The organism is Streptomyces sp. NBC_01520 (assembly GCF_045040375.1).
Classification (GTDB): domain Bacteria; phylum Actinomycetota; class Actinomycetes; order Streptomycetales; family Streptomycetaceae; genus Streptomyces.
Genome location: NZ_CP109404.1, coordinates 5,205,618 through 5,231,398 on the forward strand (window position 1 = coordinate 5,205,618; position 25,781 = coordinate 5,231,398).

Below are 25,781 nucleotides of genomic sequence, written 5' to 3' on the forward strand. Positions count from 1 at the left end.
TGCTGAATACTGCGGGCAGGACCGGTCCGGTGTGTGAGCTGGAGGGGACGGTCGCGTGAGCGAAATACCTGGGACAGCGGGCGATGTCGTGTGGCAGAGCAGCCCGCCTGGCTCGATCTATGACTACATCAGGGTCGCCTCCTTCTCGATCGGGCCTGACGGGCTGATCGAGCAGTGGAGCCGGCGGGCCGCCGGTCTCTTCGGCATGGCCTCCCACGAGGCGGTGGGCAAGGATCCGGTCGAGGCGTTCATGCCCGACGAGCTGCGCCCCGACGCCCGCCGACGGGTCGGCGAGATCCTCGACGGCAAGGAGTGGACGGGCCTCGTCCCGTTCCGTATGCCGGGCGAGAACGGTTTCCGGGGCCTCGCCGAGATCTACGTCATGCCGAGTGAGACGGAAAGCGGCGAGCGGGCCGCGCTCTGCATCGTCGTCGATGTCCGGGCCTTGAGGCGCATCGAAACCGATCTGGCGGCTTCGCAGGCGATTTTCGGCCAATCTCCATTCGGTTTCGTGCTCTTCGGCACGGACTTCGCCGTCGTACGCGCCAACCAGCGGTTCGCCACCGTCTTCGGCGGCGAGGCCGAGGACCACCGCGGCCGCACGGTGCACGACTACCTGGCCCGCCCGGAGGCGGACAGACTCACCCTCACGCTCAAGCGCGTCCTGGAGACGGGCGAGTCCGTCACCGACCTCCAGCTCGTCGGCACCGCACCCGGATCCAGCGACCGGCGCCACTGGTCCATGAACCTCTACCGGGTGCACAGCGGTTCCGGGCGGCCGATCGGCATCGCCGGACTCGCCACCGACGTCACCCAACGGCACATCGCCGCCCGCGAGGCGGCCAGCGCACGCCGCAACCTCGCCCTGCTCAACGAAGCCAGCGCCCGCATCGGCAACTCCCTGGACCTGGAGACCACCGCCCGGGAACTGCTCGACGTCGCCGTGCCCGGCTTCTGCGACCTCGCCTCCGTCGACCTGTACCAGGGCCTCCTCACCGGCGAGGAGGCCTCGCCCGGCAGCTGGGGCCGGTACCACCAGGAGTCCGGCAGCGGTTCGGCGGAGCTGCGCAGGGTCGCCCAGGCCAGCGCCGTGTCCGACGCCGTACCGGGCGTGCTGCGCGGCGCGGAGCGGAACGGCCGCACGAAGACCGGCGAGGACGCGGGCCCGCCCGCGCTCGGCTCGGTCCACCGCTACCCGTTCCACTCACCCTGCGCCGTGGCCCTGCGCACCAGCCGGGTCGCGGACGTGCCGGGCGACGAACGCGGACTGATCCACTCCACCCTCGCCGTGCCGATGGTGGCGCACGACATCGTCGTCGGCCTCGTCCAGTTCTCGCGTACGAAGGGCAGCGAGCCGTTCGGTGAGCGGGACCGGGCGCTTGCCACCGAGCTCGCCGCACGGGCCGCCGTCTGTATCGACAACGCCCGCCTCTACCGCCGGGAGCACGAGCGGGCGCTGATACTCCAGCGCAGCCTCCTTCCACCGGGCGACCCCGAGGCCGCGGGCCTCGACATCGCCTGCCGCTACCTCCCGGGCAATACGGCCACCGAGGTCGGCGGCGACTGGTTCGACGTGATCGAACTCCCCGGTCACCGCACGGCCCTGGTCGTCGGTGACGTCATGGGCCGCGGACTGCGGGCCGCCGTCGCCATGGGCGAACTGCGCACCGCCGTACGGACGCTGGCCCTCCTAGACCTGGAGCCCGCCGAGGTGCTCTCCGCCCTCGACGAGGTCGCCCGCGGGCTCGGCACCCCGGGCGGTGGCGAGCGGAGCGCCGGGTTCGGCGGGGGCGGCGGCGCGCAGTGGCCATCCCGGGCGGCCCACAAGTCACGTGAGGCCGACCTCTCCGAGGTCTATCTGGCGACCTGCGTCTACGCGGTGTACGACCCCGTCACCCGGCGGTGCACCTTCGCCAACGCCGGTCATCTCCCTCCCGTGGTGGTCGAGCCGGGCGAAGCCGCCCTGCTGCTCGACGTACCGCCCGGCATGCCGCTCGGCGTCGGTGGCGAGCCCTTCGAGGAGGTCGAGGTGGAGCTCAAGGAGGGCGCACTCCTCGCCCTCTACACCGACGGGCTCGTCGAGTCCCGCGACCACCCGCTCGACGAGGGCCTCGAAGCCTTCCGGCAGGCCCTCGCCGCACCCAACGAGCCGCTGGAGGACGTCTGCGACCATGTGCTGACGACCCTCGACACCCGGCACGGCGAGGACGACATCGCCTTGTTGATGGCCCGCATCCAGGGGCTCCCCGCGGGTGCGGTGGGTGACTGGCGGCTGCCCCGCGAGCTGCGGTCCGTCGGCCGGGCCCGCGAGCTGGCCCGGGTCCAGCTCACCGCGTGGGGCCTGGACGACCTGGTGGACACAGCCGAACTCCTCGTCAGCGAGCTCGTCACCAACGCCCTTCGCTACGGCGAGGGGGAGATCCGGCTCAGGCTGCTGCGCGACCGTACGCTCGTCTGCGAGGTGTGGGACGCCGGACTCGTCCAGCCCCGGCGGCGACGGGCGCGGGACACCGACGAGGGCGGGCGCGGACTGCAACTGGTCGGGCTGCTGAGCGCGGCCTGGGGGTCACGGCGTACCCCGCGAGGCAAGACGGTGTGGTTCGAGCTGGCACTGCCCGCCGGGGAGCCGGCCCCCGAGCTCTCGGTCGAACAGTTGCTGAGCATGTACTGACCTGACGGGCGCGCCGCCTGGACGGAACGCACCGGCCCGGCCCGGACGGAACGCACCGGCCCGGACAGACCGGCCCGGCTGACGGACGGAAGTCCTGGACTGGTGCACCGGGAGCGGTGCGCCTGTTCAGGAGCGGTGCACGTCTCCGAGAGCGGTGCTCCTCACCGGGAGCGGTGCACCTGGCAGGGCGGCGATTTGCCGACCGGCCGGGTGGTGCACCGGCCTCGGGCGTCGGCCCCGATCAGCGGGGTGCACGGCCGGCCCGGATGTACCGACCGGTCAGATGCACCTGACCGGGAGCGGTGTTCCGCGCGTCCGGACGTGCTGCCCGTCCGGACATCCCGACCGGGCAGGCGCACACCGACCCTGGACGCGTGCACCGACCGGGGACGGGGACGTACTGATCGGGGCAGCGCCCCGACCGGCCGGCGGCATCGGCCGACAGGTGCGCGCACCCGGCCCGGCCCCTGCGGGGCCCCGCAGGGCAGGCGTGCGCCCCCGTCAGGTGCCCGACTTCAGCGCGGCGAGCCGGGCCTCGATCTCCGCGCTGTCCCCGAGGCTGTCCAACTGCTCGAACTGCGCGTCGAGGGACGACGCGGCGAGTTCCTGCTTGCCCACCGCCCGCGCCTCTTCGCGCCGCACCTTGTCCTCGAAACGGCCGAGCTCGCTGGTCGGGTCCATGACGTCGATGCTCTTGACGGCGTCCATCATCCGGTTCTGCGCCTGGGCCGACTTGGCGCGCGCGACCAGCTCGTCGCGCCTGGACTTCAGCTGGGTCAGCTTGGTCTTCATCTGATCCAGGCCCGACTTCAGCTTGTCGACCACCACCGTCTGCGACGCGATGGTCGGCTCGGCGGTCTTCGCCTCCTGCTCCGACCGGAGCTGCCGGCCCAGCGCCACCTTGGCGAGGTTGTCGAACCTGTCGGCGTCCGCCGACGATCCCGCGGCGCGCAGCTCGTCCGCCTTCCTACTGGCCGCCAGAGCCTTCTGACCCCATTCCCGAGCCGCGTCGACATCCTCGCGGTGGTCCAGCTCCATCAGCCGGAGGTTGCCGATGGTGGCGGCCACCGCCTGCTCGGCCTCCGCGATGTTGGCGGCGTACTCGCGGATCAGCTGGTCCAGCATCTTCTGCGGGTCCTCGGCCTGGTCGAGCAGGGCATTGATGTTGGCACGCGCCAGCTGAGTGACGCGGCCGAGGACGGTCTGCTTGGTCATGGCACCTCTCCTTGTGCGACAGACGGCACATACGACGTAGGACATACGGACGGCACGGCACGGCACGGGCGTGACGCGGCGCATGGCATACGGAGGGCGGAACGAGCGGAACGTGCACAACCAGTGGCCAGGTGTCAGAAGCGGCCGCCGCCGCCTCTTCGGCCACGGGTCCCCCCGCCGCCGAAACTGCCGGGCCCGCCGAATCCGCCGCCGCCCAGGCCACCGGGCCCGCCGCCCATGCCCCCGCCCCGGCCACCCCCGCCGAAGAGCCCGCCGAGGATGATGCCGCCCAGTACGGCGCCGCCCATCCCGCCACCCCCTCCCTGCGGTCCGCCGGGGTCCTGCCGGTTGCGGTACTCGCGCACATCCTGCTCGGCCAGGCTCTGCGCCTGCGCCGCCAGCGCGTCCGCCTGCTGCGTCCGGGCCAGCGCGCCCTGGGGATCGTTCGCCTCCGACAGCTCCCTGGCCCTCTCCCAGTGGCGCTGGGCCTCCGCCAGCCGGGTACGGGCCCCGCTGCCGACCGCCCCGCGATGGGTCGTGATGTAGTCAGCGGCGGCACCGATCCCCGAACGCGCGGTGAGCATCGACTGATCGAGGAGCGAGCTCGCCCGCCGGCCGCCGTGCTCCTGCTCGCGGGCCCCGGCCAGGGCCTCGTCCAGTGCCGCGTCGGCCTCCTCCACCCTGCGCAGCGCGTCGATGGGGTCGTACGGACCGGCCTGCAGATCACTGCTCACATCACGGAGCACCGATTCGGCGCGCGCGATCCTGCCCTGCAGATCGGCCGTCGGCACTCCGTCGGCCGTACCTTCGAGCAGCCCCCTGGCGTCGGCCAGGTCCGTCTCGGTCTCGGTGAGCGCGCCGGGCAGTTTTCCGGCCGCCTCGGCCAGCTCCACGGCCCGCCGGTCCACCGCGTCGACGAGGGTGGCCGCCTGGCCGATCGCCCCCTCGACCGCACGCACGTACACCGCGGCCTCGGCGTTGTTCCCGCTGTCCACGGCCTGGCGCGCCTTGTTGAGGCCGGTGGTCGCGAAGACCAGCCGGTCCTTCGCCTGTTCGACATCGTCGGCCACCGGCGCGGCGGCCGACTCCGCATACCGGCTCCGCATCCCGGTGAGTGTGGCCTCCGCCGTGGAGACGCGTGCGGTGAGGTCGCGGAACGTGGTCTCGGCGGTGGCCACGGCCTCGGGGGCCGTACGTTCGAGGGCGCGCAGCCGGTCGAAGTCCTCCGACACGGCGTCCAGCCGCTCGTTGGCGTCCGCGCAGCGCCGGACGATCTCGTCGAGCATGCGGCGTCGCGTCGCGTCGTCCTCCGGGAAGGCGTCGTCGAGCTGCTGCCGCAGCCGGAACGCGGCCGTCAGTTCCGACTTGGCGTGCTCGACGGCCTGGGCGAACGGGGCTGCGGCCTCCTCGCCGAACTGGGCGGTGGCGAAGCCGAGCTCTTCCTCGCTGGTGCGCACGGCGTCGTCCGTGTCCACGAGGTCCGCCTCGGCCCGGGCATCGAGCTCGGGCAGAGCGATCGGCGGCTCCGCCGCTCCCGCGCCGCCTCCGCCCCAGCCGGCCGACGCCGGGGTCGTCCGGGTCGTCGTACGCCGCCTGCGGCGGGTGAACGCGAAGGCCGCGACGGCGCCCGCGGCCACGACGACGGCCAAGGGCACGATGAGGTTCGTGGCGCCGCCACTGTCGGAGTCGCCGCCCGTCCCGGGATCCGCGGGGCCCGGAGTGATCGCCGGAGTGGGTACGGGTTCACCGCCCAGCACCGCGGTGTAGCCGTCGGCGGCACCGATCGCGGCACCCGCCCAGTCGTTCTCCCTGAGGGCCGGCTCGATCGCGGTGTTCGCCACGTCCTGGAGCTGCCCGTCCGTGAGCCGTGAGCCCTGGCCGACCGAGTAGGCGTACTGCCGGTCGTGCGTGGCCACGGCCAGCAGCACGTCCTCCTGCCCGAGACCGTTGCGGTTCGCGGTCTCGTCGGTCCAGGTCTGTGCGTCGCGGCCGGAGAAATCACGTACGTACGCCACGAAGAGCTGAACGCGACGCTCGTCGAACAAGCGGTCGAGAGCGGCTTCGACCTGCGGTTCGCGGTCGCCCAGCGCCCCCACCTTGTCGGTGGTCTGCCCGTCGCGGGACAGGGTGACGGGGTCCTCGGCCCGGGCGTCCGTTGCCGCCGGAAGGGCGATCCAGCACAGCACGGTCAGTGCGGAGAGGAGTGCCCTGCTGGGTATCGAAAGCCGGGAGTTCCGGGTACGGCGCGCAAGCGGCATCACATTTGGGAGGCTATGTCCGCCCTCTGCCACCCGCGACCCGGAGCCCGCGACCCGGAGCCCGCGACCCGGAGCCCGCGACCCGGAGTCCGCGACCCGGAGCCGGGCGGCGGGCGGGGTCGCGGGCGGCAAGGCGCGGGCGGCAGGGGATGCCGCCCGCGTGGCCGGTCAGATGCTGAAGCGCTCCTTGGCGAGCAGCGGACGCACCCGCGACCGGAAGCCACCCGTCCGGAACGGCCGCTGGAGCAGACCCGGCCGGATCGCCTGGGCCAGCGCCGCGGCGATCATGCCCTGGTCGAGTGCGAGCATGGAGTCGCTGACCCGCCCCGTACCGACATTGACGGAGTCCCGGAAGCCGAAGCCCTCGTGGTACGCGCCGAAGTCCCGGTCCAGGGCCTTCAGGTTGGCGACCGCCTCGCGCGGCGCGTACGGCAGCGCGAGGAAGGAGGCGTGCGGCGTCACCACCCCGTTGGTGAAGGCGGACGGGTCGGGCAGCGGCGCACCGTACGTGGTGTACGTCCGGTCGGTGTTGGAGGCGTACCCGTCGACCTGCATGCCCAGCGCGTCCACCCCGTACTCCTGGTAGCCGCCCTCGGGGACGTCGGAGGGGGAGAACCCCCAGTACCCGTACTCCGCCTCCTTCAGTCCGTGCTCGATCTGGCCGCGCACGTAACGCTGGTGGTTGCGGCCCCAGGACCGCGGTGACCACTCCGGCTCCGGGACGAACAGCGGCACCATCAGCGCCTCGAACATCGAACCGCCCCAGGTGGGGACGATCTTCCGGCCGCCGTGGGTGTAGTGCCCCTGCCAGACGCGTACGCCGTCCACCACCGAGTACGCACCCTGCGGGTGCTGCTCCTGCTCGTGCTCCGGGAGCATCGTGCGCAGCAGGTGCCAGTAGTGCTCGGAGGGCAGCGAACCGTCCGCGATGCCGAGGTAACTGGCCATCCGGGGCTCGGTGTTGAGCGCCCCGTAGTGGTGGCCGGTGGGCTCGTCCGTGTCCGTCCAGAAGCCGCCGCGCAACTGCCCGGGGCCGGCGACCGGGTCGGCCGGGTCGTAGGGCGTGTAGTAGTACGACCAGTCGGCGGTGGCGAGGATGCGCCCGATGCGGGGGCGCAGCGAGGGTGCGGCGTCGGCGGCGATCCGCAGGCCCGTGACGAGCCAGGCGTTGTCCACCGAGGAGAGGAACGGGCGGACGGGGGCACCGGTGCCGGGCCACTCGGTCAGCACGGAACCGTCGTGGGCGTCGTACCAGTTGAGCCAGAAGCCGTGGTGGCGCTCCAGCTTCTCGACGGCCGACACCGTCCGCTCCAGCGTGCGGAGCATCGCGGCCTCACCCGTGACGCCGAGCCCCGCGGCGGCCACGGCCGACCACAGGCCGCAGCCGATGTTGGTGGGCGAGGTCTGACGGGAGACGACGGGGGCGGCGCCGCTGACGTCGATCTTGTCCGAGGCGAGACCCGAAGTCCGTCGTCATCGCCTCGATCGAGCGGTACGTGTCGCGGAACCAGGCCAGGAGCTGCGCGGTGTCCGTGCCCGCGGCCGTGGAAGCCGGCCCGGCGGTGGCGGACGGAGCGCTGAGGGCGCCCACGGACAGGGCGGCGGCCCCGGTCCCTGCGGCGGTGAGAAACGTGCGACGGTCCATCAGAACCTCTCGGGGAAGAGTCATCTGCTGTCACTGAAGCGGGGTGGGGCAGGGGTGCGGGAACCGCGGTGTGCGGTACGGGTGCCGGCGGCCGTCAGGTGACGCCGGCACCCGTACCGGAGGGAGCCGTCAGGTGGCTCCCTGTCCTGAGGGCCGGTCTCAGCCGGCGGAGAGGGGCAGCTCGCGGGAGCGGCCGAGCGAGCCGAGCCAGACGGCCGAGGGCCGCGCGGTCCGCTCGAACGTCTCCCAGTTCACGGCGATCAGGCCGAACGTCGGTGTGAACGAGCCCCATTCGTAGTTGTCCAGGGCGCTCCAGGCCAGGTAGCCCTGGATGTTGAGGCCGTCCCGCAGCGCGGTGGCCACCTCGTTCAGCGCGCCCGCGTAGTAGTCCGCACGGCGGCTGTCGTCGGAGGTGGCGATGCCGTTCTCCGTGACGATCAGCGGCATGTCGCGCCCGATGACCTCGGCGGTGTGGCGCAGGGCGTGACCGACGGCGGCGGGGTAGTACTCCCACTGCGTCAGCGTCCGCTCGACGTCCCCGGACGCGGGGATCGGACCGTCGGGACCGATCTCCGTGCGGGTGTAGGACTGCACGCCGATCCAGTCGTCGCCGCGGGCCGCCTCGATGAAGACGTCCTCGCGCGGCTGACGGTAGGCGGCGGTGACGTCCTCGGCGCCCGGACGGGCCTGGTAGACCTGGTTGGCAATGGTCCAGCCCACCTGGATTCCGGCGTCCAGTGCCCGGACCTCCCTCACGGCCGCGTGGTGGGCGGCGATGACGGCCACGGTGGTCTCGTCGTCCGGGGTGGGCAGACCGGCGGGCGGGAAGCCGATGTCACCGCGCCTGGCCTGGCCGGCCATGACGGCGATCATGTTCGGTTCGTTGATCGTGCAGACGTGGCTGACGCCCTCGGAGATCACGGGTGCGCAGGCGGCGACGTACCGCGCGAAGAGCTCCGTGGCACCCTCCGCCGTCCAGCCGCCGCGTGCCTCGAACCACTGCGGCACGGTGAAGTGGTGCAGGGTGACCATCGGGCGCAGGCCGCGGGCGATCGCCCCCTCGACCATGCGCCGGTAGTGGGCGAGCTCGGCCTGGGAGAAGCTGCCCTCGGCCGGCTCGATGCGGGCCCACTCGATGGAGAACCGGTAGTCCGTGAAGCCGAGCCCGGCCAGCAGGTCCATGTCCTCGCGCCAGCGGTGGTAGCTGTCGCAGGCGTCCAGGCTGGGCTCCTGGATGTGCGTACCGGTGGAGTGCTCCTTGACCCACCAGTCACTGTTGGTGTTGTTGCCCTCGATCTGGTGGGCGGCCGTGGAGGCGCCCCACAGGAAGCCTTCGGGGAACGGGACCGGGGTGTGCGTCATCGCGGAATGTCTTTCCTGTACGTGGAGGGGTGCGGCCGCGCGGTCGGGTGCGGCCCCGTGGATGTGCGGTGGGCGGGCCGGGCGGGCTACTTCATGCCCGCCGTGGCGATGCCCTGGGTGAAGTGCCGCTGCAGGGCGATGAAGAGGACCAGCACCGGCAGCACGACCAGGAAGGCTCCGGCCATCAGCATGCCGTTCGAGCCGCCCGCCTTGTTGGGGTCGGTGACGAACGTGGCCAGGGCGACCGGAAGCGTGTACTTGTCCGGGTCGTTGGTCGCGATCAGCGGCCAGACGAAGTTGTTCCAGGAGCCGAGGAACGTGAAGATCGAGAGCGTCGCGAGGGCCGGCTTCACCAGCGGCATCACGATGCGCCAGAAGATGTACCACTCGCTCGCGCCGTCCATCCGGGCCGCTTCCAGCAGCTCGTCCGGGATCGACTGCATGAACTGCCGCATCAGGAAGACGCCGAACGCTCCGGCGGCGAAGGGCAGCACCAGACCCGCGTACGAGTCGATCAGGCCGAGCTTGCTCATCAGCACGAACAGCGGCAGCAGCATCAGGTTCCCGGGCACCATGAGCGCGCCCAGGACGATCCCGAAGATCTTGTTGCGGCCGACGAACCTCAGCTTGGCCAGGGCGTACCCGAGCATCGAACAGAACACCAGGTTCGAGACGGTGACCAGCGCCGCCACGATCACCGAGTTCATGAAGTAGAGCGGCAGGTTCAGCTTGTCGAGCAGGTTCCGGAAGTTGTCCAGGGTCCACTCGGTGGGAATCCACACCGGGGGACTGGCCGAGAGCTCGCTCGTCGTCTTGAAGGACGAGAGAGCCATCCAGAGGAACGGCGCCGACATGATCAGCAGGCCCAGCGAGAGCAGGACGTAGACCAGCGGACGCTTCAGGTTGCGGGACTTGCCCGCCGGCGCGGTCCGCACGGCACCGGGTGCTTGGCCGACGGTCATTTCGTGTTGTCCTTCAGCAGTCGGAGCTGCAGCACCGTGATGCCCATGATCACTACGAAGAGGACATACGCCATGGCGCTGGCATAGCCCATGTGGAAGAAGTTGAAGCCCTCGCGGTACATGTTCAGCGACACGGTGAGGGTGGAGTCGGAGGGCCCGCCCTGCGTCATGACGAACGGTTCCTCGAACACGTTGAGGTAGCCGATGGTGGTGATCACCGTGGCGTAGAGCACCGTGGGCCGCAGCAGGGGGACCGTGATCCCCCGGAACTCCTGCCACAGACCGGCGCCGTCGAGCCGGGCGGCCTCCCGCACCTCGGTGGGAATGGCCTGCAGCCCGGCGATGAAGAGCACCATGACCGTACCGACGTTGCGCCAGACCGCCATCGCGATCATCGAGGGCATGGCCAGCGCCTCCGAGCCGAGGAAGTCCGGCGCGGTGAGGCCCACCTCGGAGAACAGGCCCGCGACGAGCCCGTCGCTCGGGTCCAGGACGAAGCGCCACACCACGGCGACCGCCACGATGGTGGTGACCACCGGGGCGTAGAACCCGACGCGGAAGAAGGTCCGCGCCCGGTCGATGCCGTTGTTCAGCAGTACGGCGACGACCAGCCCGAGGGCGATGGTCAGCGGGACGCCCACCACGACGAAGTACGCCGTGTTGCCCAGAGACTTGAGGAACTTCTCGTCGCCGAACAGCTCGACGTAGTTCTCGAAGCCGATGAAATTCGCGTCCAGCGGGCGGGTGACGTTGCGCAGACCGAAGTCCGTGAAGCTCATCACCAGCGTGGCGAGGATCGGGAACGCCATGAAGACGGTGAAGAGGACGAGGAAGGGGGTGGAGAACAGCCAGCCTGCGGCGTTCTGCACACCCATCGACGACTTCCGGCGTCCTGTCTCTCCCCGGCCGCCCCGGGACGGGGGAGTCCCGGGGCGGTCCTGCACCTTGGCCGGCTGTGCGGCCTTTCCGGTCGTGGTGCTCATCGCTCCTACTTCACGAGGCCTTCGATCTCGGACTGCGCGGTCTTCAGCGCGTCCTCGGCGGACGCCTTGCCCTGCGTCACCTTGGCGATGGCCTGGTCGACCTTGTCGGTGATCTCCGTCCACCGGGCCGTGGACGGCGAGGACTTGGCGGTGTCCATCTGCTTCTTGAAGACCTGGAGGTTCGCGTCGTCGGCGAGCTTCCCGGAATCCCAGGCCGCGGTGTTCGCGGGCAGGTCCTTGGTGCGCTCGTACCAGTCGGCCTGGCCCTCGGTGTTCGTCAGGTACGTGATGAACTTTGTGGCGGCGGCCTTGTGCTCACTGTCCTTGGAGATCACCAGGGAGGAACCGCCCGCCATGGAGACCGAGGACTCGTCCGCGGGGACATTGGCCACCGCCCACTTGCCCTTGAGCTGCGGCTGGCCCTCGTTCAGCAGGGTGACGTGCCAGGGGCCGCCGAAGAACATGGGGACCCGGCCGTTGCCGAAGTCCTTCACGACGTCGTAGCCGGGCTGGACCGACTTGTTGGACAGCCCCTTCTCGAAGTACGAGCCGTACTCCTTGAGCGCCTTCACGGCCGCCGGGCTGTCGATGACCGCCTCGCCCTTGTCGTCGACGATCTCGCCGCCGGCCGAGTAGAGGAACGAGTAGAAGTTCTGCACCGTGTCCAGGCCGCTGGGCTGGATGGACAGGCCCCACTTGGTGCCCGCCTTCTTCTGGTACGCGGTGGCGAGGTCCTGCATCTCCTGCCAGTCGGTCGGCGCCTTGTCGACACCGGCCTTCTTCGCCAGGTCGGTGCGGTAGTACAGGACACGTGTGTCGACGTACCACGGCACGCCGTACGCGGTGCCGTCCACCTCGCCCTGGTTCCAGCCGGCGGGGAAGAACTCCTTCTCGTCGAAGACCTTGGTGTCGACGGGCTCCAGAACACCGAGCTCGGCGAACTCGCCCATGTAGCTCCCGCCCATCTGCGCCACGTCCGGCAGCGTGCCGGCCGCCGCGGCGGACACCAGCTTCTGGTGGGCGACGTCCCAGCCGACCGGGGTCACCTTGACGGTGATGTTCGGATTGGCCTTCTCGTACACCTCGGCCACGTCCGCGAGCTTCTCGCCCTCGGCACCCATGGCCCAGACGGTGAGCGTCTGCTTCTGGTCCGCGGCGACGTCGTCGCCGCCGGAGCTGCCGCAGGCGGTGATGCCGAAGGCGAGCGCGACGGCGACCGCGGCGGAGACGGTTCTGGCGGTGCGGGACATGGAGGGCTCCTCCTTGAGCAATCCGACATGTATGCGCTGTCTGTAAGCGCATACATAACTCTGCGGCAGCCATTCCGGAATCCGCAAGAGGGTGTTGGGTCACACTCGTGCAACGTGTTCGACATTTGGGTGTCAGGTGGTCGAACCGTAAGCATGCTGTTTGCGGATTAAAAGCAGATGTGACCGATTCCGCTTACTTGGGCAGGTTTCGGGGCCCGCTACTGTCCTGCTCATGGCCTCGTTCGCGCACGACTTCCCCTTCGACCCTGCCCACGGACGGACGCTCGACGAGCTGCTGCGCATACCCGCGCCGGACGCCCCCGCGGACTTCGAGGCGTTCTGGAGGGCGCGGTACGAGGCGGCCCGCGCCGTCGACACCGCCCCGGAGGCCGGACCCGCCGAGGAGGAACGCGACGGGGTCCGGCTGCACGGGGTGTCCTTCACCTCCGTGGGGGGCGTACGCCTCGGCGGCTGGCTGGCGCTGCCCGTCGACGGCCCCGCGGCGCACGGCTTCGTCATCGGCCACGGCTACGGCGGCCGGCGGGAGGCCGGCCCCGAGGTCCCCCTGCCGCTGCCCGGGTCCGCCGCGATCCTGCCCTGCGTGCGCGGCATGGGCAGCCGCGGACTGCGGCCGGACATCCCCGGCGAGGCCGACGCACACGTCCTGCACGGCATCGGGTCACGCGACACCTACGTCATCGGCGACTGCGTGGCCGACCTGTGGTGCGCGGCCTCCGCGCTCCAGGAACTGCTGCCCCGGCTCGCCGGCACCCGGCGCCTCGGCTATCTCGGGGAGAGCTTCGGCGGCGGCCTCGGCGCACTCGCGCTGCCCTGGGACGACCGGTTCGGGGCGGCGCAGCTCACGGTCCCGACCTTCGGCAACCACCCGCTGCGGCTCACCCTGCCCTCCACGGGCAGCGGGGAGCCGGTGCGCGTCCGTCACCGCGAGCACCCCGGCGTGAGCGAGGTGCTGAGGTACTTCGACGCCGCGACGGCCGCGGCACGGCTGGAGCTGCCGACGCTCGTCGCCGCGGCGCTGTTCGACCCCGCGGTGCCGCCGCCGGGGCAGTTCGCCGTACACAACGCGCTGCCCGGCCCCCGCGAACTCCAGGTGCTGAGCGCGGGGCACTTCGCCTACGGCGGACGCGACCGGGAGCTGGCGGAGCTGGACGCGCGGCGCACCCGCTTCTTCGGGATGTGGCTCGGGCGGTGACCCCGTGACGGAGGCGGGTCAGCCGCAGCCGCAGCTCGCCCGGCGGGCCAGCGAGACGGGCAGCTCCAGCGACACGGGGTCGCGGGTCCGGTCGGCCAGGCGTTGCACCAGCAATTCCACGGCCTGCTCGCCCAGTTGGCGGATCGGCTGCCGTACGGTCGTCAGCGACGGGCGCACGATCCGGCTGAGCGGAATCCCGTCGAAGCCGGTCACGGCCATGTCGTCGGGCACCCGGACCCCGCGCCGCTCCAGCGCGCGCAGCGCGCCCACCGCCATCTGGTCGTTGGCGAAGAGCATGGCCTCGGGCCGCTCGGCACCCCGGTCCAGCAGTGTCTCGGCCGCCCGTGCGCCCTCCGCCTGCGTCATCATCGCCGTCCGCAGATCGGGGGCGTCCGGGACCGGGAGTCCGGCCTCACGGCACGCCTCCCGGAAACCGCGGAACCGCGCCTCGGCGTCCGGGGAGTCCGGGTCGCCCCCGACGAAGGCGAGCCTGCGCAGCCCGTGGTCGTCGATCAGATGGCGGGCCAGCCCGCGCTCGCCGTCGGCGTTCGCCACGACGAGGTGGTCCAGGTGGTCGATCTCGCGGGGACCGGCGAGCATCACCACCGGCAGCCGGCGCGATATCACCTCCAGGTCCTCGGTCGGCACGGTCTGCGCCAGGACGGCGAAGCCGTCCACCCGCCCCGCCACCTTCGCCACCAGGCTCTCCGGCCCGCCCTCCAGCGAGGCGGCGATCAGCAGTGCGTAGCCGTGGCGGCGCGCCGCCCGTTCCATGCCGCGGATGATCTGGTCGGAGTAGAGCATCACCGCGTCGTCGGCGTCGCTGTCGGCCTCCGCGTCGGCCTCGGCGTCCGGGTCCGCGTAGTCGGGGAAGCAGAGCCCCAGCACGCCCGTCGTGCGACTGGCCAGCCCCCGGGCGTTCCCGCTCGGTACGTAGCCGAGCTCCCGGGCCGCCTCCAGGACCCGCTCGCGCGTCTGGGCGCGTACCGAATCGGGGTTGCGGTACACCCGGGAGACCGTGGCAATGGAGACGCCCGACCGCTCGGCGACGTCGTACACCGTGGGGGCGCTCACTCGACCGACCGTCCGCTTCTTCTTCCGTACCGAAGCACGTGCTGTTGCATGTACCGACCCTCTTCTGAAAGCGCATTCACCCTAGATCGCTGGCCTGCGGAGGAGCAAGACCGGCCGGTTCGCCGCGCGCCGAGGGGGCGCTGCGGCGGGGCCGCACGGGTGACATCGGCGGCTCCGACGGCCGTGTCTGCGGGCCCTCGCGCGTGGAGGTGAGTTCAGTGGATCAGCGAACCAGTGTGATCAACTGCAAATGCCACCAATACGCATATTCCGGTCCATTCCGGTACGGGGTGGTCCGGGCCGGCCCCGGAGGTATCAGCCATGGCCCACGTCGGCGTCCCGCGCGGGACAGCCCGGAAGCGCCGCTCGGTCGCGCTCCTGGCGACGGGAGTGCTCACGATCCCGGTACTGGCCGGGTGCAGTTCGGGCGACGGGGGCCCGGTCGCGGTGGCCGTCCCGCAGGACATCGCCCCGGCCCCCCGGGACCGGGTGGAGGAGGGGTCCACGCTCACCTGGGCGATCGACGCGGTGCCCGCCACCCTCAACGCCTTCCAGGCGGACGCCGACAGCGCCACCACCCGGATCACCGGCGCCCTGCTGCCCTCCCTGTTCCCGATGGACGCGCGGGGCGAGCCGCAGCTCAACCCCGACTACCTGGAGTCGGCGAAGGTCATCGAGCGGGAGCCGAAGCAGATCGTCCTCTACAAGCTCAACCAGCAGGCCGTGTGGAGCGACGGCCGGGAGATCGGTGCCCCCGACTTCGTCGCCCAGTGGCGCGCGCTCAGCGGCAAGGACTCGGCGTTCTGGACCGCCCGCAACGCGGGCTACGAACGGATCGAGAAGATCGAACGCGGGAAGGACGACCTGCAGGTCAGGGTCACCTTCTCCAAGCCGTACGCCGACTGGCGTGCCCTCTTCTCGCCGCTGTACCCGAAGGAGGTCACCGGTACGCCCGGCACCTTCAACGACGGCGCGAGGACCACGCTCAAGAACACCGCAGGACCGTTCCGGCTGCGCGAGGTGAGCAAGGGCAGGGGAACGGTCACGCTCGACCGGAACCCGCGCTGGTGGGGTGACGAGGCCAAGCTCGAATCGCTCGTGTTCCGCGCCGTGAAGCCCGAGGACCGCGCGAAGGCGCTGACCGGCGGCACGGTCGACGTCGCCGACATCGACCCGGCGACGGCGGGCCGCGTCGCCCGCGCCGCCCGCTACCAGGGCGGCAACGGGCAGCCGCCCGCCCACGGCCCCGGGGCCGACATCACCCCCGCGGCCGCACTGCGCTCCTGGGCGCTGGCCCATGGTTCGGACGAGGAGGCCGCCGAGACGGCGCAGGCCGCCCGCGCCGAGACCAGGGAAGCCGTCGCGGCGTACGCGGCCGAGCAGAAGTCGCTGGACGGCTTCGCCGTACGCAAGTCCCTGGAGCCCGCCTACACGCAGCTCGCGCTGAACGGCGAGTCCGGGCCCCTCTCCGACGACCGGGTCCGCCGGGCGGTCGCCCGCGCCCTGGACCGCCAGGAGCTCGCCGACACCGTGCTGAAGCCGCTGGGCCTGCCCGCGAAGCCGCCCGGCAGCCACCTGGCCCTGGCCGGGCAGCCCGCGTACAAGGACGGCAGCGGTGCGCTGGGCGAGCAGGACACCAAGGAGGCGCAGGCACTCCTGGCGGACGCGGGCTGGACGCTCGGCGGGGCCGTCCAGAAGCCGAAGGACACCAAGGCGGGCAGCGAGGCCGACAGGACCGACGCCGAGAAGAAGGCCGACGCGGACAGGACCGACGCCGAGAAGAAGGCCGACGCGGACAGGACCGACGCCGGGAGGACGAAGACCGGGGAGAAGAAGCAGGAGGAGACGGCCACGAAGAAGGAGGACAAGGCCACGAAGAAGGACGACAAGGACGCGGAGAAGGACGACGAGGCCTCCCGCGACGAGGGGACGTACACCGTCGGCGACGAGAAGCCGGGCGACCGCCTCGCCGACGCCCGCACCGGTGACACCCCCAAGGCCACCGCCCAGGACAAGCAGCCCGGCGGAGCCGCCGGCGCCTACGCCCCCGCGGGCACCGCGGCCCCCGCACCCGCCTCCCTCAAGGGCCGCCTCGGCAAGGACGGCAAGCCGCTCACCCTGCGCTTCGTCCTCCCGTCGGGGCCCGGCTCGCAGTCGCTGCGCAGCGTCGGGGACATGATCGTCGAGATGCTCGACTCGATCGGCGTCGGCACGGTGATCACCAAGGTCGCCGACGACAGCTACTTCAAGGACCACGTCGCCTCCGGCGACTACGACCTCGCGCTGTACTCCTGGCCCGCCACCGCCTACCCGGCGACCGACGGCCGCCCGATCTTCGCCAAGCCGGAACCCGCCACCGACGGGTCGCTGCTCGTCGAGCAGAACTACACCCGGGTCGGTTCGGACCACATCGACCAGCTCTTCGACCGCGCGGTCTCCGAGCTCGACGCGAACACCTCCAGGGATCTGCTGAAGCAGGCCGATGCCCGGATCTGGGCCGCTGCCGGATCGATTCCGCTGTATCAGAGGCCACAGTTGGTCGCCGTCGACAAGAAGCTCGCCAACATCGGTGCCTTCGGCTTCGCCGCACCCCGCTACGAGGACATCGGATTCACCGGGCGACAAGCGGCAGGTTCCCCCGCGAATCGCAAGAAGTAGCAGGTCAAGCGCGTACACCAAGCTCGGAACCAGGTCAGTTCCCTTGCCCGCAGGCGCCCCCGGCGGGCAAGGTCGTGTCTGCCCGGATCCGGGTCGCACCCCCACCCCGCACCCCCCGTGCCCGTCCGGCCGGACGCCGGACGATGGCGCAATACCTGCTGAATATCGGCTGAACAGTGGCTGGAGACCGGTCTCGCGGATCGGGCCGGGAAGCCCCGGGCGCGTCGGGCCCGTACCATTGGACTAGCCGTGGCGTGTCCGCCCGGCGGGGCGTACGAGGACATGAGACCGACTGAGACGCCTGATCCCCGACCCGAGAGAAGCGCAAGCCACCCATGCCCACGCGCCACGACATCCGTAACGTCGCCATCGTCGCCCACGTCGACCACGGCAAGACCACGCTGGTCGACGCCATGCTCAAGCAGGCGGGCGCCTTCGCCGCGCACGCCGCCGAGCACCTCGACGAACGCATGATGGACTCGAACGACCTGGAGCGTGAGAAGGGCATCACGATCCTCGCCAAGAACACGGCGGTGAAGTATCACCCCAAGGACGGCGGGGACCCGATCACGATCAACATCATCGACACCCCCGGCCACGCCGACTTCGGTGGCGAGGTCGAGCGCGGTCTGTCGATGGTGGACGCGGTCGTGCTCCTCGTCGACGCCTCCGAGGGCCCGCTCCCGCAGACCCGGTTCGTGCTGCGCAAGGCGCTCGACGCCAAGCTGCCGGTCATCCTCTGCATCAACAAGACGGACCGTCCGGACTCCCGTATCGCCGAGGTCATCGACGAGACCTACGACCTCTTCCTGGACCTCGACGCCGACGAGGACCAGATCGAGTTCCCGATCGTCTACGCCTGCGCCCGTGACGGCGTCGCCTCGCTGACCAAGCCGGAGGACGGCACCGTCCCGCCGGACAGCGACAACCTGGAGCCGTTCTTCACGACCATCCTGTCCACGGTCCCGGCCCCGGAGTACGACGAGTCCGCCCCGCTGCAGGCTCACGTCACCAACCTGGACGCCGACAACTTCCTCGGCCGTATCGCGCTGTGCCGCGTCGAGCAGGGCGAGCTGCGCAAGGGCCAGACCGTCACGTGGATCAAGCGCGACGGCACGATGTCCAACGTGCGCATCACCGAGCTGCTGATGACCGAGGCGCTCACCCGCCAGCCGGCCGAGAAGGCCGGCCCGGGCGACATCTGCGCCATCGCCGGTATCCCGGACATCATGATCGGCGAGACCCTGGCCGACCTCGAGAACCCGATCGCGCTCCCGCTGATCACGGTCGACGAGCCGGCCATCTCGATGACCATCGGCGCGAACACCTCGCCGCTCGTCGGCAAGGGCGGCAAGGGCCACAAGGTCACCGCCCGCCAGATCAAGGACCGCCTCGACCGCGAGCTGATCGGTAACGTCTCGCTCCGCGTCCTGGACACCGAGCGTCCCGACGCCTGGGAGGTCCAGGGCCGCGGTGAGCTCGCGCTGGCCATCCTCGTCGAGCAGATGCGCCGTGAGGGCTTCGAGCTGACGGTCGGCAAGCCCGAGGTCGTCACCAAGCAGATCGACGGCAAGACCCACGAGCCGATCGAGCGCATGACGATCGACTCGCCCGAGGAGCACCTCGGTGCCATCACGCAGCTGATGGCGACCCGTAAGGGCCGCATGGAGACCATGACGAACCACGGTTCGGGCTGGGTCCGCATGGAGTGGATCGTGCCGTCCCGCGGCCTCATCGGCTTCCGTACGGAGTTCCTGACCCAGACCCGTGGTACGGGCATCGCGCACTCCATCTTCGAGGGTCACGAGCCGTGGTTCGGTGACCTGCGCACCCGCCACAACGGCTCGCTGGTCGCCGACCGGTCGGGAACGGTCACGCCGTTCGCGATGGTCAACCTCCAGGAGCGCGGTGTCATCTTCACGGAGGCCGGCACCGAGGTCTACGAGGGCATGATCATCGGCGAGAACTCCCGCGCCGACGACATGGACGTGAACATCACCAAGGAGAAGAAGCTCACCAACATGCGTGCGGCTTCCGCCGACACCACGGAGAACGTGGTGCCGGCGCGCAAGCTCTCGCTGGAGCAGTCCCTGGAGTTCTGCCGCGACGACGAGTGCATCGAGGTGACCCCGGAGACGGTCCGCATCCGCAAGACCGTCCTGGACGCCAAGCAGCGTGGCCGTACGGCGTCGCGCGCGAAGAACGCCTGACCAGGCCGAGGTCCGCCGGCGCCGTCCGACGAACCGTCAGCACGAGGCGTTGACATGAGGCCCGGACCCCCGCAGACACTGTGGGGGTCCGGGCCTTTCGTCAACCGATTTCTCTGACCGGGCTGTCCGGATATCGGGGGTCGCCCTCCGGAACATGTGTTAACGGTCCGTTTCGGGCGTGTCTGTCTGGGATCACTTTGTCCGGATTTCGGGCAACCATGGGTTCCTGATGTTGTCAAACCGAGACCCTTTAAGTGTGGTTTACAGCCCGGTGTTCCTTAATAGTTGGCTCCATTGAGCTCGGGTCAATGGGTCAGCGCACTGTGGGGAGTGCCGACTCACGAGCACACTCGGGGCACTGCAAACGATCGCCGTCAGGGGTGTCGGTGGATCTCTACAGTGCCCCTCTTGTAGTCAAAAGTGGACTCATGAGGAGGAAACCCATGCGCGGTGCCAAGAGCGCCAAGTGGGTCGCGGGAGCGGCAATCATCGCCCTGGCCGCGACTGCCTGTGGCGGCGGCGACAGTGACAACGGCAGCGACTCGGCCTCGAAGGAGAAGGGCAAGCCTGCGGGCTATGTGTCCATCGACGTCGGTGAGCCGCAGAAGCCGCTGATCCCGGCCGACACCAACGAGTCGCTCGGCAGTTACGTCATCCAGTCGCTGTTCACCCAGCTGCTGGACTTCGACGCGGATGGCAACATCGTCTACACGAACGCCGAGTCGGTGAAGACCACCGACTCCAAGACGTGGACGGTCAAGCTCAAGTCCGGCTGGAAGTTCCACGACGGCACCCCCGTCACCGCCGAGTCGTACATCAAGGCGTGGAACTGGTACGCGAACGTCAAGAACGCCCAGCAGAACGCGTTCTGGTTCGAGGACATCAAGGGCTACGCGGACGTCCACCCCGAGAAGGGTGACCCCAAGGCCACGGAGATGTCCGGTCTGAAGATGGTGGACGACACCACCTTCACGATCGAGCTCAACAGCGCCGTCCCGTACTTCGAGTACAAGCTCGGCTACACCACCTTCGCCCCGCTGCCGGAGGTGTTCTACAAGGACACCAAGGCCTTCGGTCAGGCGCCGGTCGGCAACGGTCCCTACGTCTTCGAGAAGTGGGACCACAAGAAGCTCATCCAGGTCAAGGCCAACCCTGACTACCAGGGTCCGAACAAGGCCAAGAACGCGGGTGTCCTCTTCAAGAACTACGCGACCGTCGAGGCCGCGTACCAGGACCTCCTGTCCGGCAACCTGGACATGATCCGCCAGGTCGGCCCGAAGGACCTGCCGAAGTACAAGCAGGACCTCGGTGACCGCGCGATCGACGAGCCGTACGCGGCCATCCAGTCGCTCGTCCCCACCTTCTACTCGAAGACCTTCAAGGACATCGACCCGAAGGTCCTCCAGGGCCTGTCGATGGCGATCGACCGTGACACGATCACCAAGACCGTGCTCAACGGCACCCGCAAGCCCGCCACCAGCTTCACGCCTCCGGGCGTCGCCGGTAACCAGGACCTGGGCACCGACGTGTTCAAGTTCGACGCGGCCAAGGCGAAGGCGCTCGTCACCGAGGGCGGCGGCGTTCCGGACAACAAGATCTGGATCCAGTACAACGCCGACGGTGGCCACAAGGAGTGGGTGACCGCGGTCTGCGAGTCCATCCGCAACTCGACCGGCGTGGAGTGCATCCCGGACGCCAAGCCGGACTTCCAGACCGACCTGGAAGCGCGTGACAACGACCAGGTCAAGGCTATGTACCGTGGTGGCTGGGTCGCCGACTACCCGCTGAACGTCAACTTCATGCGGGAGCTGTACGGCACCACCGCCGAGGCGAACAACGGCCGGTTCTCCGACAAGGAGGTCGACGCGGCCTTCAAGAAGGGCGACAACGCCAAGACCCTGGACGAGTCGATCAAGGCTTACCAGGAGGCCGAGAAGCTCGTCCTCACGAAGATGCCGGCGATCCCGCTCTGGGAGTACAAGACCAACGGTGGCTACTCGAAGTCTGTCGAGAACGTGACGATCGACTTCCACGGTGACTACAACATCACCGAAGTCACCGTCGCCAAGTAGTAACGCCTGAGGGCCCCCATTCGGCCATCAGCCGCCCACACAGGCAGTAGGTCCCGGGGGGCCGCTCTCCGTACCCGGAGAGCGGCCCTTCGGGCTGCTTTATCCCTTTCGGAGGCAAACATGGGGCGTTATGTCGCGCGGCGACTGCTCCAGATGATCCCGGTCTTCCTCGGGTCGACCGCGCTGGTCTTCGCCATGATGTATCTGCTGCCCGGCGATCCCGTGCGCGCACTTGCAGGCGAGCAGTCGGTCGACCCCGCGCAGATCGCGGCGATGAAGAAGGAACTCGGTCTGGACCTGCCGTTCTGGCACCAGTACTGGAACTACCTCGTGAATCTGTTCCAGGGCGATTTCGGAACGCAGATCGCCAGTGGGCGACCGGTGGCCGACATCATCACGGAGTCGTTCCCGATCACGGTCCGGCTGGCCCTGTTTGCCTTCATCTTCACGGTCGTCGTCGGTATCTCCATGGGCATCTTCGCCGGTCTGAAGGCGGACACGTTCCGCGACCGCGGACTGCTCGTCCTGACGCTCCTGCTCATCTCCGTCCCGTCGTTCGTGCTCGGCTTCCTCGGCCAGTACTTCTTCGCCTTCCAGCTCGGCTGGGTCGATCCCAACGTGAGCGCCGAGGCGAACTGGGGCGAACTGTTCCTGCCCGCGGTCGTCCTCGGGTCGCTCTCCCTGGCGTACGTCGCACGACTGACCCGCACCTCGGTCGCCGAGAACCTGCGCTCCGACTACATGCGCACCGCCGTGGCCAAGGGGCTTCCCCGACGCCGCATCATCGGTGTCCACCTGATGCGCAACTCGATGATCCCCGTGGTCACCTTCCTCGGCACCGACCTCGGCGCCCTGCTCGGCGGCGCCGTCGTGACCGAGGGCATCTTCAACGTCAAGGGTGTCGGCTCCGCGGTCTTCGACGCGCTCCGGCACCGTGAAGGCGCCACCGTCGTCGGCATCGTGACGCTGATCGTCATCGTGTATCTCGCAGCCAGCCTGATCGTCGACCTGCTCTACGCGGTCCTGGACCCGAGGATCCGTTATGCCTGAGACGCTCAAGAAAACCGCCGCGGACCAGCCCGCCGAGGTGACGGCGGCACCGGCAGCCGCGCCCGCGTCCGTGGGCAAGCCGCGCAGCCTGTGGTCGGACGCCTGGCACGACCTGCGGCGCAGCCCGCTGTTCGTCGTCTCCGGGGTCCTGATCCTCTTCCTGCTCGTGATGGCGATATTCCCCGGCCTGTTCACCGGTGCCGACCCGCGCTACGCGGACCTGGCCCACCACTACCTGCAGAAGCCCAAGTGGGGGAACTTCTTCCAGGAGGACTGGTTCGGGTACGACATCCAGGGCCGTTCGATCTACGCGCGTGTCGTCTACGGCGCCCGCGCCTCGATCACCGTCGCCGTCGTGGTCACCGCCCTGGTCACCATCCTGGGCACCGTGGTCGGCATGCTCGCCGGCTACTTCGGCGGCTGGATCGACACGCTGCTCTCCCGGGTCACCGACATCTTCTTCGGCGTCCCCTTCATCCTCGGTGCGATGGTCGTCCTGACCTCGTTCGAGGAGCGTCACATCTGGGTCGTCATCCTGGCGCTGGCCTTCCTCGGCTGGACCTCGATCGCCCGTGTCGCACGCGGCTCCGTGCTGACGATCAAGCAGGCCGACTACGTGATGGCGGCCAAGGCACTCGGCGCCTCGACCAGCCGCATCCTGCTCCGTCACATCCTGCCCAACGCGATCGCCCCGGTGATCGTCGTCGCGACCATCGCGCTCGGCGGCTACATCTCGGCCGAGGCCACGCTGTCCTTCCTGGGCATCGGTCTCGCCGAGCCGACCGTGTCGTGGGGTGTCGACATCTCCTCCGGCCAGGAGCAGCTGCGTAACGCCGCGTTCGTGCTGATCATCCCGTCGGTCATGGTGTCGATCACCGTTCTGGCGTTCATCATGCTCGGCGATGCGGTACGCAACGCCCTCGATCCCAAGCTGCGCTGAGGGAGGCGTACATGACCATCATCGACAAGACGGCGGATGTTCCTGCTCCGCGTGGTTCGAACGACTCGAGCGGTCCGCTGCTCGAAGTCCGTGACCTGCACGTGGAGTTCCACACCCGGGACGGTGTCGCCAAGGCCGTCAACGGGGTCAACTACAGCGTCAGCGCGGGCGAGACCCTCGCCGTGCTCGGCGAGTCCGGTTCCGGCAAGTCCGTGACCGCGCAGGCGATCATGGGCATCCTGGACATGCCCCCGGGCCGCATCCCGAAGGGCGAGATCCTCTTCCGCGGCCAGGACATGCTCAAGATGGGCAACGAGGAGCGCCGGCAGATCCGCGGCCAGAAAATCGCCATGATCTTCCAGGACGCGCTCTCCTCGCTCAACCCGGTGCTCTCCGTGGGCTACCAGCTCGGCGAGATGTTCCGCGTGCACCAGGGACTCTCCAAGAAGGACGCCAAGGCCAAGTCCATCGCGCTGATGGACCGCGTGCGCATCCCGGCGGCGAAGGAGCGGATCAACGACTATCCGCACCAGTTCTCCGGCGGTATGCGCCAGCGCATCATGATCGCGATGGCGCTGGCCCTGGAGCCCGACCTGATCATCGCGGACGAGCCCACCACGGCGCTCGACGTGACGGTCCAGGCGCAGGTCATGGACCTGCTCGCGGAGCTCCAGCGCGACTTCAACATGGGCCTGATCCTGATCACGCACGACCTCGGCGTGGTGGCCGACGTCGCGGACAAGATCGCCGTGATGTACGCGGGCCGGATCGTCGAGACCGCCCCGGTCCACGAGATCTACAAGCGCCCCGCGCACCCGTACACCAAGGGCCTGCTGGAGTCGATCCCGCGCCTGGACCAGAAGGGCCAGGAGCTCTACGCGATCAAGGGCCTGCCGCCCAACCTGCTGCACGTGCCGTCCGGCTGCGCCTTCAACCCGCGCTGCGCGATGGCGCAGGACATCTGCCGTACGGAGATCCCGGCACTTCGCCCGGTCACCGAGCAGGACGGTACCGAGCTGGTCGGCCGCGGCAGCGCCTGCCACTTCTGGAAGGAGACGATCCATGGCTGACATCAAGAAGGAGTCCGTGGACGCCACCCCGAACGTCACCGAAGTGGCGACGGTCAACGCGAGCACCGAGACCGAGGCCGTCGCGGCCATCGAGGCGCCGGTCTCGCAGGGCGAGCCGATCCTCCAGGTACGCAACCTGGTCAAGCACTTCCCGCTGACCCAGGGCATCCTGTTCAAGAAGCAGGTCGGCGCGGTCAAGGCCGTGGACGGGATCTCGTTCGATCTCTACCAGGGCGAGACGCTCGGCATCGTGGGCGAGTCCGGCTGTGGCAAGTCCACGGTCGCCAAGCTCCTGATGACGCTCGAGCGGGCCACCGCCGGCGAGGTCTTCTACAAGGGCCAGGACATCACCAAGCTGTCCGGCCGTGCGCTGAAGGCCGTGCGCCGCAACATCCAGATGGTGTTCCAGGACCCGTACACCTCGCTGAACCCGCGCATGACGGTCGGCGACATCATCGGGGAGACCTTCGAGATCCACCCCGAGGTGGCCCCGAAGGGCGAGCGGCGCCGCAAGGTCCAGGACCTCCTGGACGTCGTGGGCCTGAACCCGGAGTACATCAACCGGTATCCGCACCAGTTCTCCGGCGGCCAGCGCCAGCGCATCGGCATCGCCCGCGGCCTCGCGCTCAACCCGGAGATCATCATCTGCGACGAGCCGGTCTCCGCGCTCGACGTGTCGGTGCAGGCACAGGTCATCAACCTGATGGAGAAGCTCCAGGACGAGTTCAACCTCTCCTACCTCTTCATCGCGCACGACCTGTCGATCGTCCGGCACATCTCCGACCGGGTCGGCGTCATGTACCTCGGCAAGATGGCCGAGATCGGTACGGACACGCAGATCTACGACCACCCGACGCACCCCTACACCCAGGCGCTGCTGTCGGCGGTCCCCGTCCCGGACCCGGACGCCCGTAACGGACGCGAGCGGATCATCCTCTCCGGTGACGTACCGTCGCCGGCCAACCCGCCGTCCGGCTGCCGCTTCCGTACGCGGTGCTGGAAGGCCCAGGACAAGTGCGCCACCGAGGTGCCGCTGCTGGCGATCCCCGAGCGCTTCAAGGCCTCGGACACGCCGGCCGCGCACGAGTCGGCTTGCCACTTCGCCGAGGAGAAGGACGTCGTGCACGCGGCCTAGCCCGTCACACCGC

16 protein-coding genes and 1 pseudogene are annotated in these 25,781 nt (G+C 69.7%); 9 read left to right on the forward strand and 8 right to left on the reverse strand.

Annotated features, from left to right (window positions below):
- The first annotated feature begins 88 nt into the window (after positions 1-88).
- Positions 89-2,671 carry a SpoIIE family protein phosphatase gene (locus tag OG524_RS23865; protein ID WP_405812493.1) on the forward strand — a complete coding sequence of 861 codons (2,583 nt, stop codon included), beginning with the start codon at positions 89-91 and terminating at the stop codon, positions 2,669-2,671.
- A 501-nt stretch (positions 2,672-3,172) separates the two neighbouring features.
- On the opposite strand, the gene OG524_RS23870 is transcribed toward OG524_RS23865, so the two are convergent.
- The 7 genes and pseudogenes from OG524_RS23870 to OG524_RS23900 all read right to left on the reverse strand — a co-directional run bounded on the left by OG524_RS23870 (position 3,173) and on the right by OG524_RS23900 (position 12,346).
- Entirely contained in the window at positions 3,173-3,886 is a 714-nt protein-coding gene (locus tag OG524_RS23870) for a PspA/IM30 family protein (protein ID WP_405388819.1), read from the reverse strand.
- 134 nt (positions 3,887-4,020) lie between these two features.
- Positions 4,021-6,144: a TPM domain-containing protein gene (locus tag OG524_RS23875; RefSeq protein ID WP_405812494.1), complete on the reverse strand. Its 2,124-nt coding sequence runs from the start codon at positions 6,142-6,144 to the stop codon at positions 4,021-4,023.
- Positions 6,145-6,312: 168 nt separating this feature from the next.
- Positions 6,313-7,789 (reverse strand): annotated as a pseudogene (locus tag OG524_RS23880) (glucoamylase family protein).
- A 159-nt stretch (positions 7,790-7,948) separates the two neighbouring features.
- Positions 7,949-9,151, reverse strand: a complete 1,203-nt coding sequence (locus OG524_RS23885) for a glycoside hydrolase family 1 protein (protein WP_405811656.1) — start codon at positions 9,149-9,151, stop codon at positions 7,949-7,951.
- Positions 9,152-9,237: 86 nt separating this feature from the next.
- Entirely contained in the window at positions 9,238-10,113 is an 876-nt protein-coding gene (locus tag OG524_RS23890; protein ID WP_405388816.1) for a carbohydrate ABC transporter permease, read from the reverse strand.
- Positions 10,110-11,096, reverse strand: a complete 987-nt coding sequence (locus OG524_RS23895; protein WP_405388815.1) for a carbohydrate ABC transporter permease — start codon at positions 11,094-11,096, stop codon at positions 10,110-10,112. Before OG524_RS23895 ends, OG524_RS23890 begins: the two co-directional genes overlap by 4 nt.
- Before the next feature lie 5 nt (positions 11,097-11,101).
- Positions 11,102-12,346, reverse strand: coding sequence for a sugar ABC transporter substrate-binding protein (locus OG524_RS23900; RefSeq protein ID WP_405388814.1), 1,245 nt, complete (start codon positions 12,344-12,346; stop codon positions 11,102-11,104).
- A 232-nt stretch (positions 12,347-12,578) separates the two neighbouring features.
- Between OG524_RS23900 and OG524_RS23905 the strand changes: the two genes are divergently transcribed.
- Positions 12,579-13,559 carry an acetylxylan esterase gene (locus tag OG524_RS23905; RefSeq protein ID WP_405388813.1) on the forward strand — a complete coding sequence of 327 codons (981 nt, stop codon included), beginning with the start codon at positions 12,579-12,581 and terminating at the stop codon, positions 13,557-13,559.
- Positions 13,560-13,577: 18 nt separating this feature from the next.
- Here the strand turns inward: OG524_RS23905 and OG524_RS23910 are convergent, their stop codons facing one another.
- The gene (locus OG524_RS23910) at positions 13,578-14,633 is read right to left on the reverse strand and encodes a LacI family DNA-binding transcriptional regulator (protein WP_405388812.1); all 1,056 of its coding nucleotides are present in this window, start codon (positions 14,631-14,633) and stop codon (positions 13,578-13,580) included.
- A 321-nt stretch (positions 14,634-14,954) separates the two neighbouring features.
- Between OG524_RS23910 and OG524_RS23915 the strand changes: the two genes are divergently transcribed.
- The 7 genes from OG524_RS23915 (at position 14,955) to OG524_RS23945 (ending at position 25,768) form a co-directional block, all read left to right on the forward strand.
- Positions 14,955-17,291 carry an ABC transporter family substrate-binding protein gene (locus tag OG524_RS23915; protein WP_405388811.1) on the forward strand — a complete coding sequence of 779 codons (2,337 nt, stop codon included), beginning with the start codon at positions 14,955-14,957 and terminating at the stop codon, positions 17,289-17,291.
- Positions 17,292-17,626: 335 nt separating this feature from the next.
- On the forward strand, positions 17,627-19,501 hold the full coding sequence (gene typA / locus OG524_RS23920) for a translational GTPase TypA (RefSeq protein ID WP_405388810.1): 1,875 nt from the start codon (positions 17,627-17,629) through the stop codon (positions 19,499-19,501).
- A 443-nt stretch (positions 19,502-19,944) separates the two neighbouring features.
- The gene (locus OG524_RS23925) at positions 19,945-21,573 is read left to right on the forward strand and encodes an ABC transporter substrate-binding protein (protein WP_405388809.1); all 1,629 of its coding nucleotides are present in this window, start codon (positions 19,945-19,947) and stop codon (positions 21,571-21,573) included.
- A 120-nt stretch (positions 21,574-21,693) separates the two neighbouring features.
- Positions 21,694-22,623, forward strand: a complete 930-nt coding sequence (locus OG524_RS23930) for an ABC transporter permease (RefSeq protein ID WP_405388808.1) — start codon at positions 21,694-21,696, stop codon at positions 22,621-22,623.
- The gene (locus OG524_RS23935; RefSeq protein WP_405388807.1) at positions 22,616-23,563 is read left to right on the forward strand and encodes an ABC transporter permease; all 948 of its coding nucleotides are present in this window, start codon (positions 22,616-22,618) and stop codon (positions 23,561-23,563) included. Before OG524_RS23930 ends, OG524_RS23935 begins: the two co-directional genes overlap by 8 nt.
- Before the next feature lie 11 nt (positions 23,564-23,574).
- Complete coding sequence (locus OG524_RS23940; RefSeq protein ID WP_405388806.1) at positions 23,575-24,633, forward strand: ABC transporter ATP-binding protein; 1,059 nt, start codon at positions 23,575-23,577, stop codon at positions 24,631-24,633.
- Entirely contained in the window at positions 24,626-25,768 is a 1,143-nt protein-coding gene (locus OG524_RS23945; RefSeq protein ID WP_405388805.1) for an ABC transporter ATP-binding protein, read from the forward strand. Before OG524_RS23940 ends, OG524_RS23945 begins: the two co-directional genes overlap by 8 nt.
- Positions 25,769-25,781: the final 13 nt, after the last annotated feature.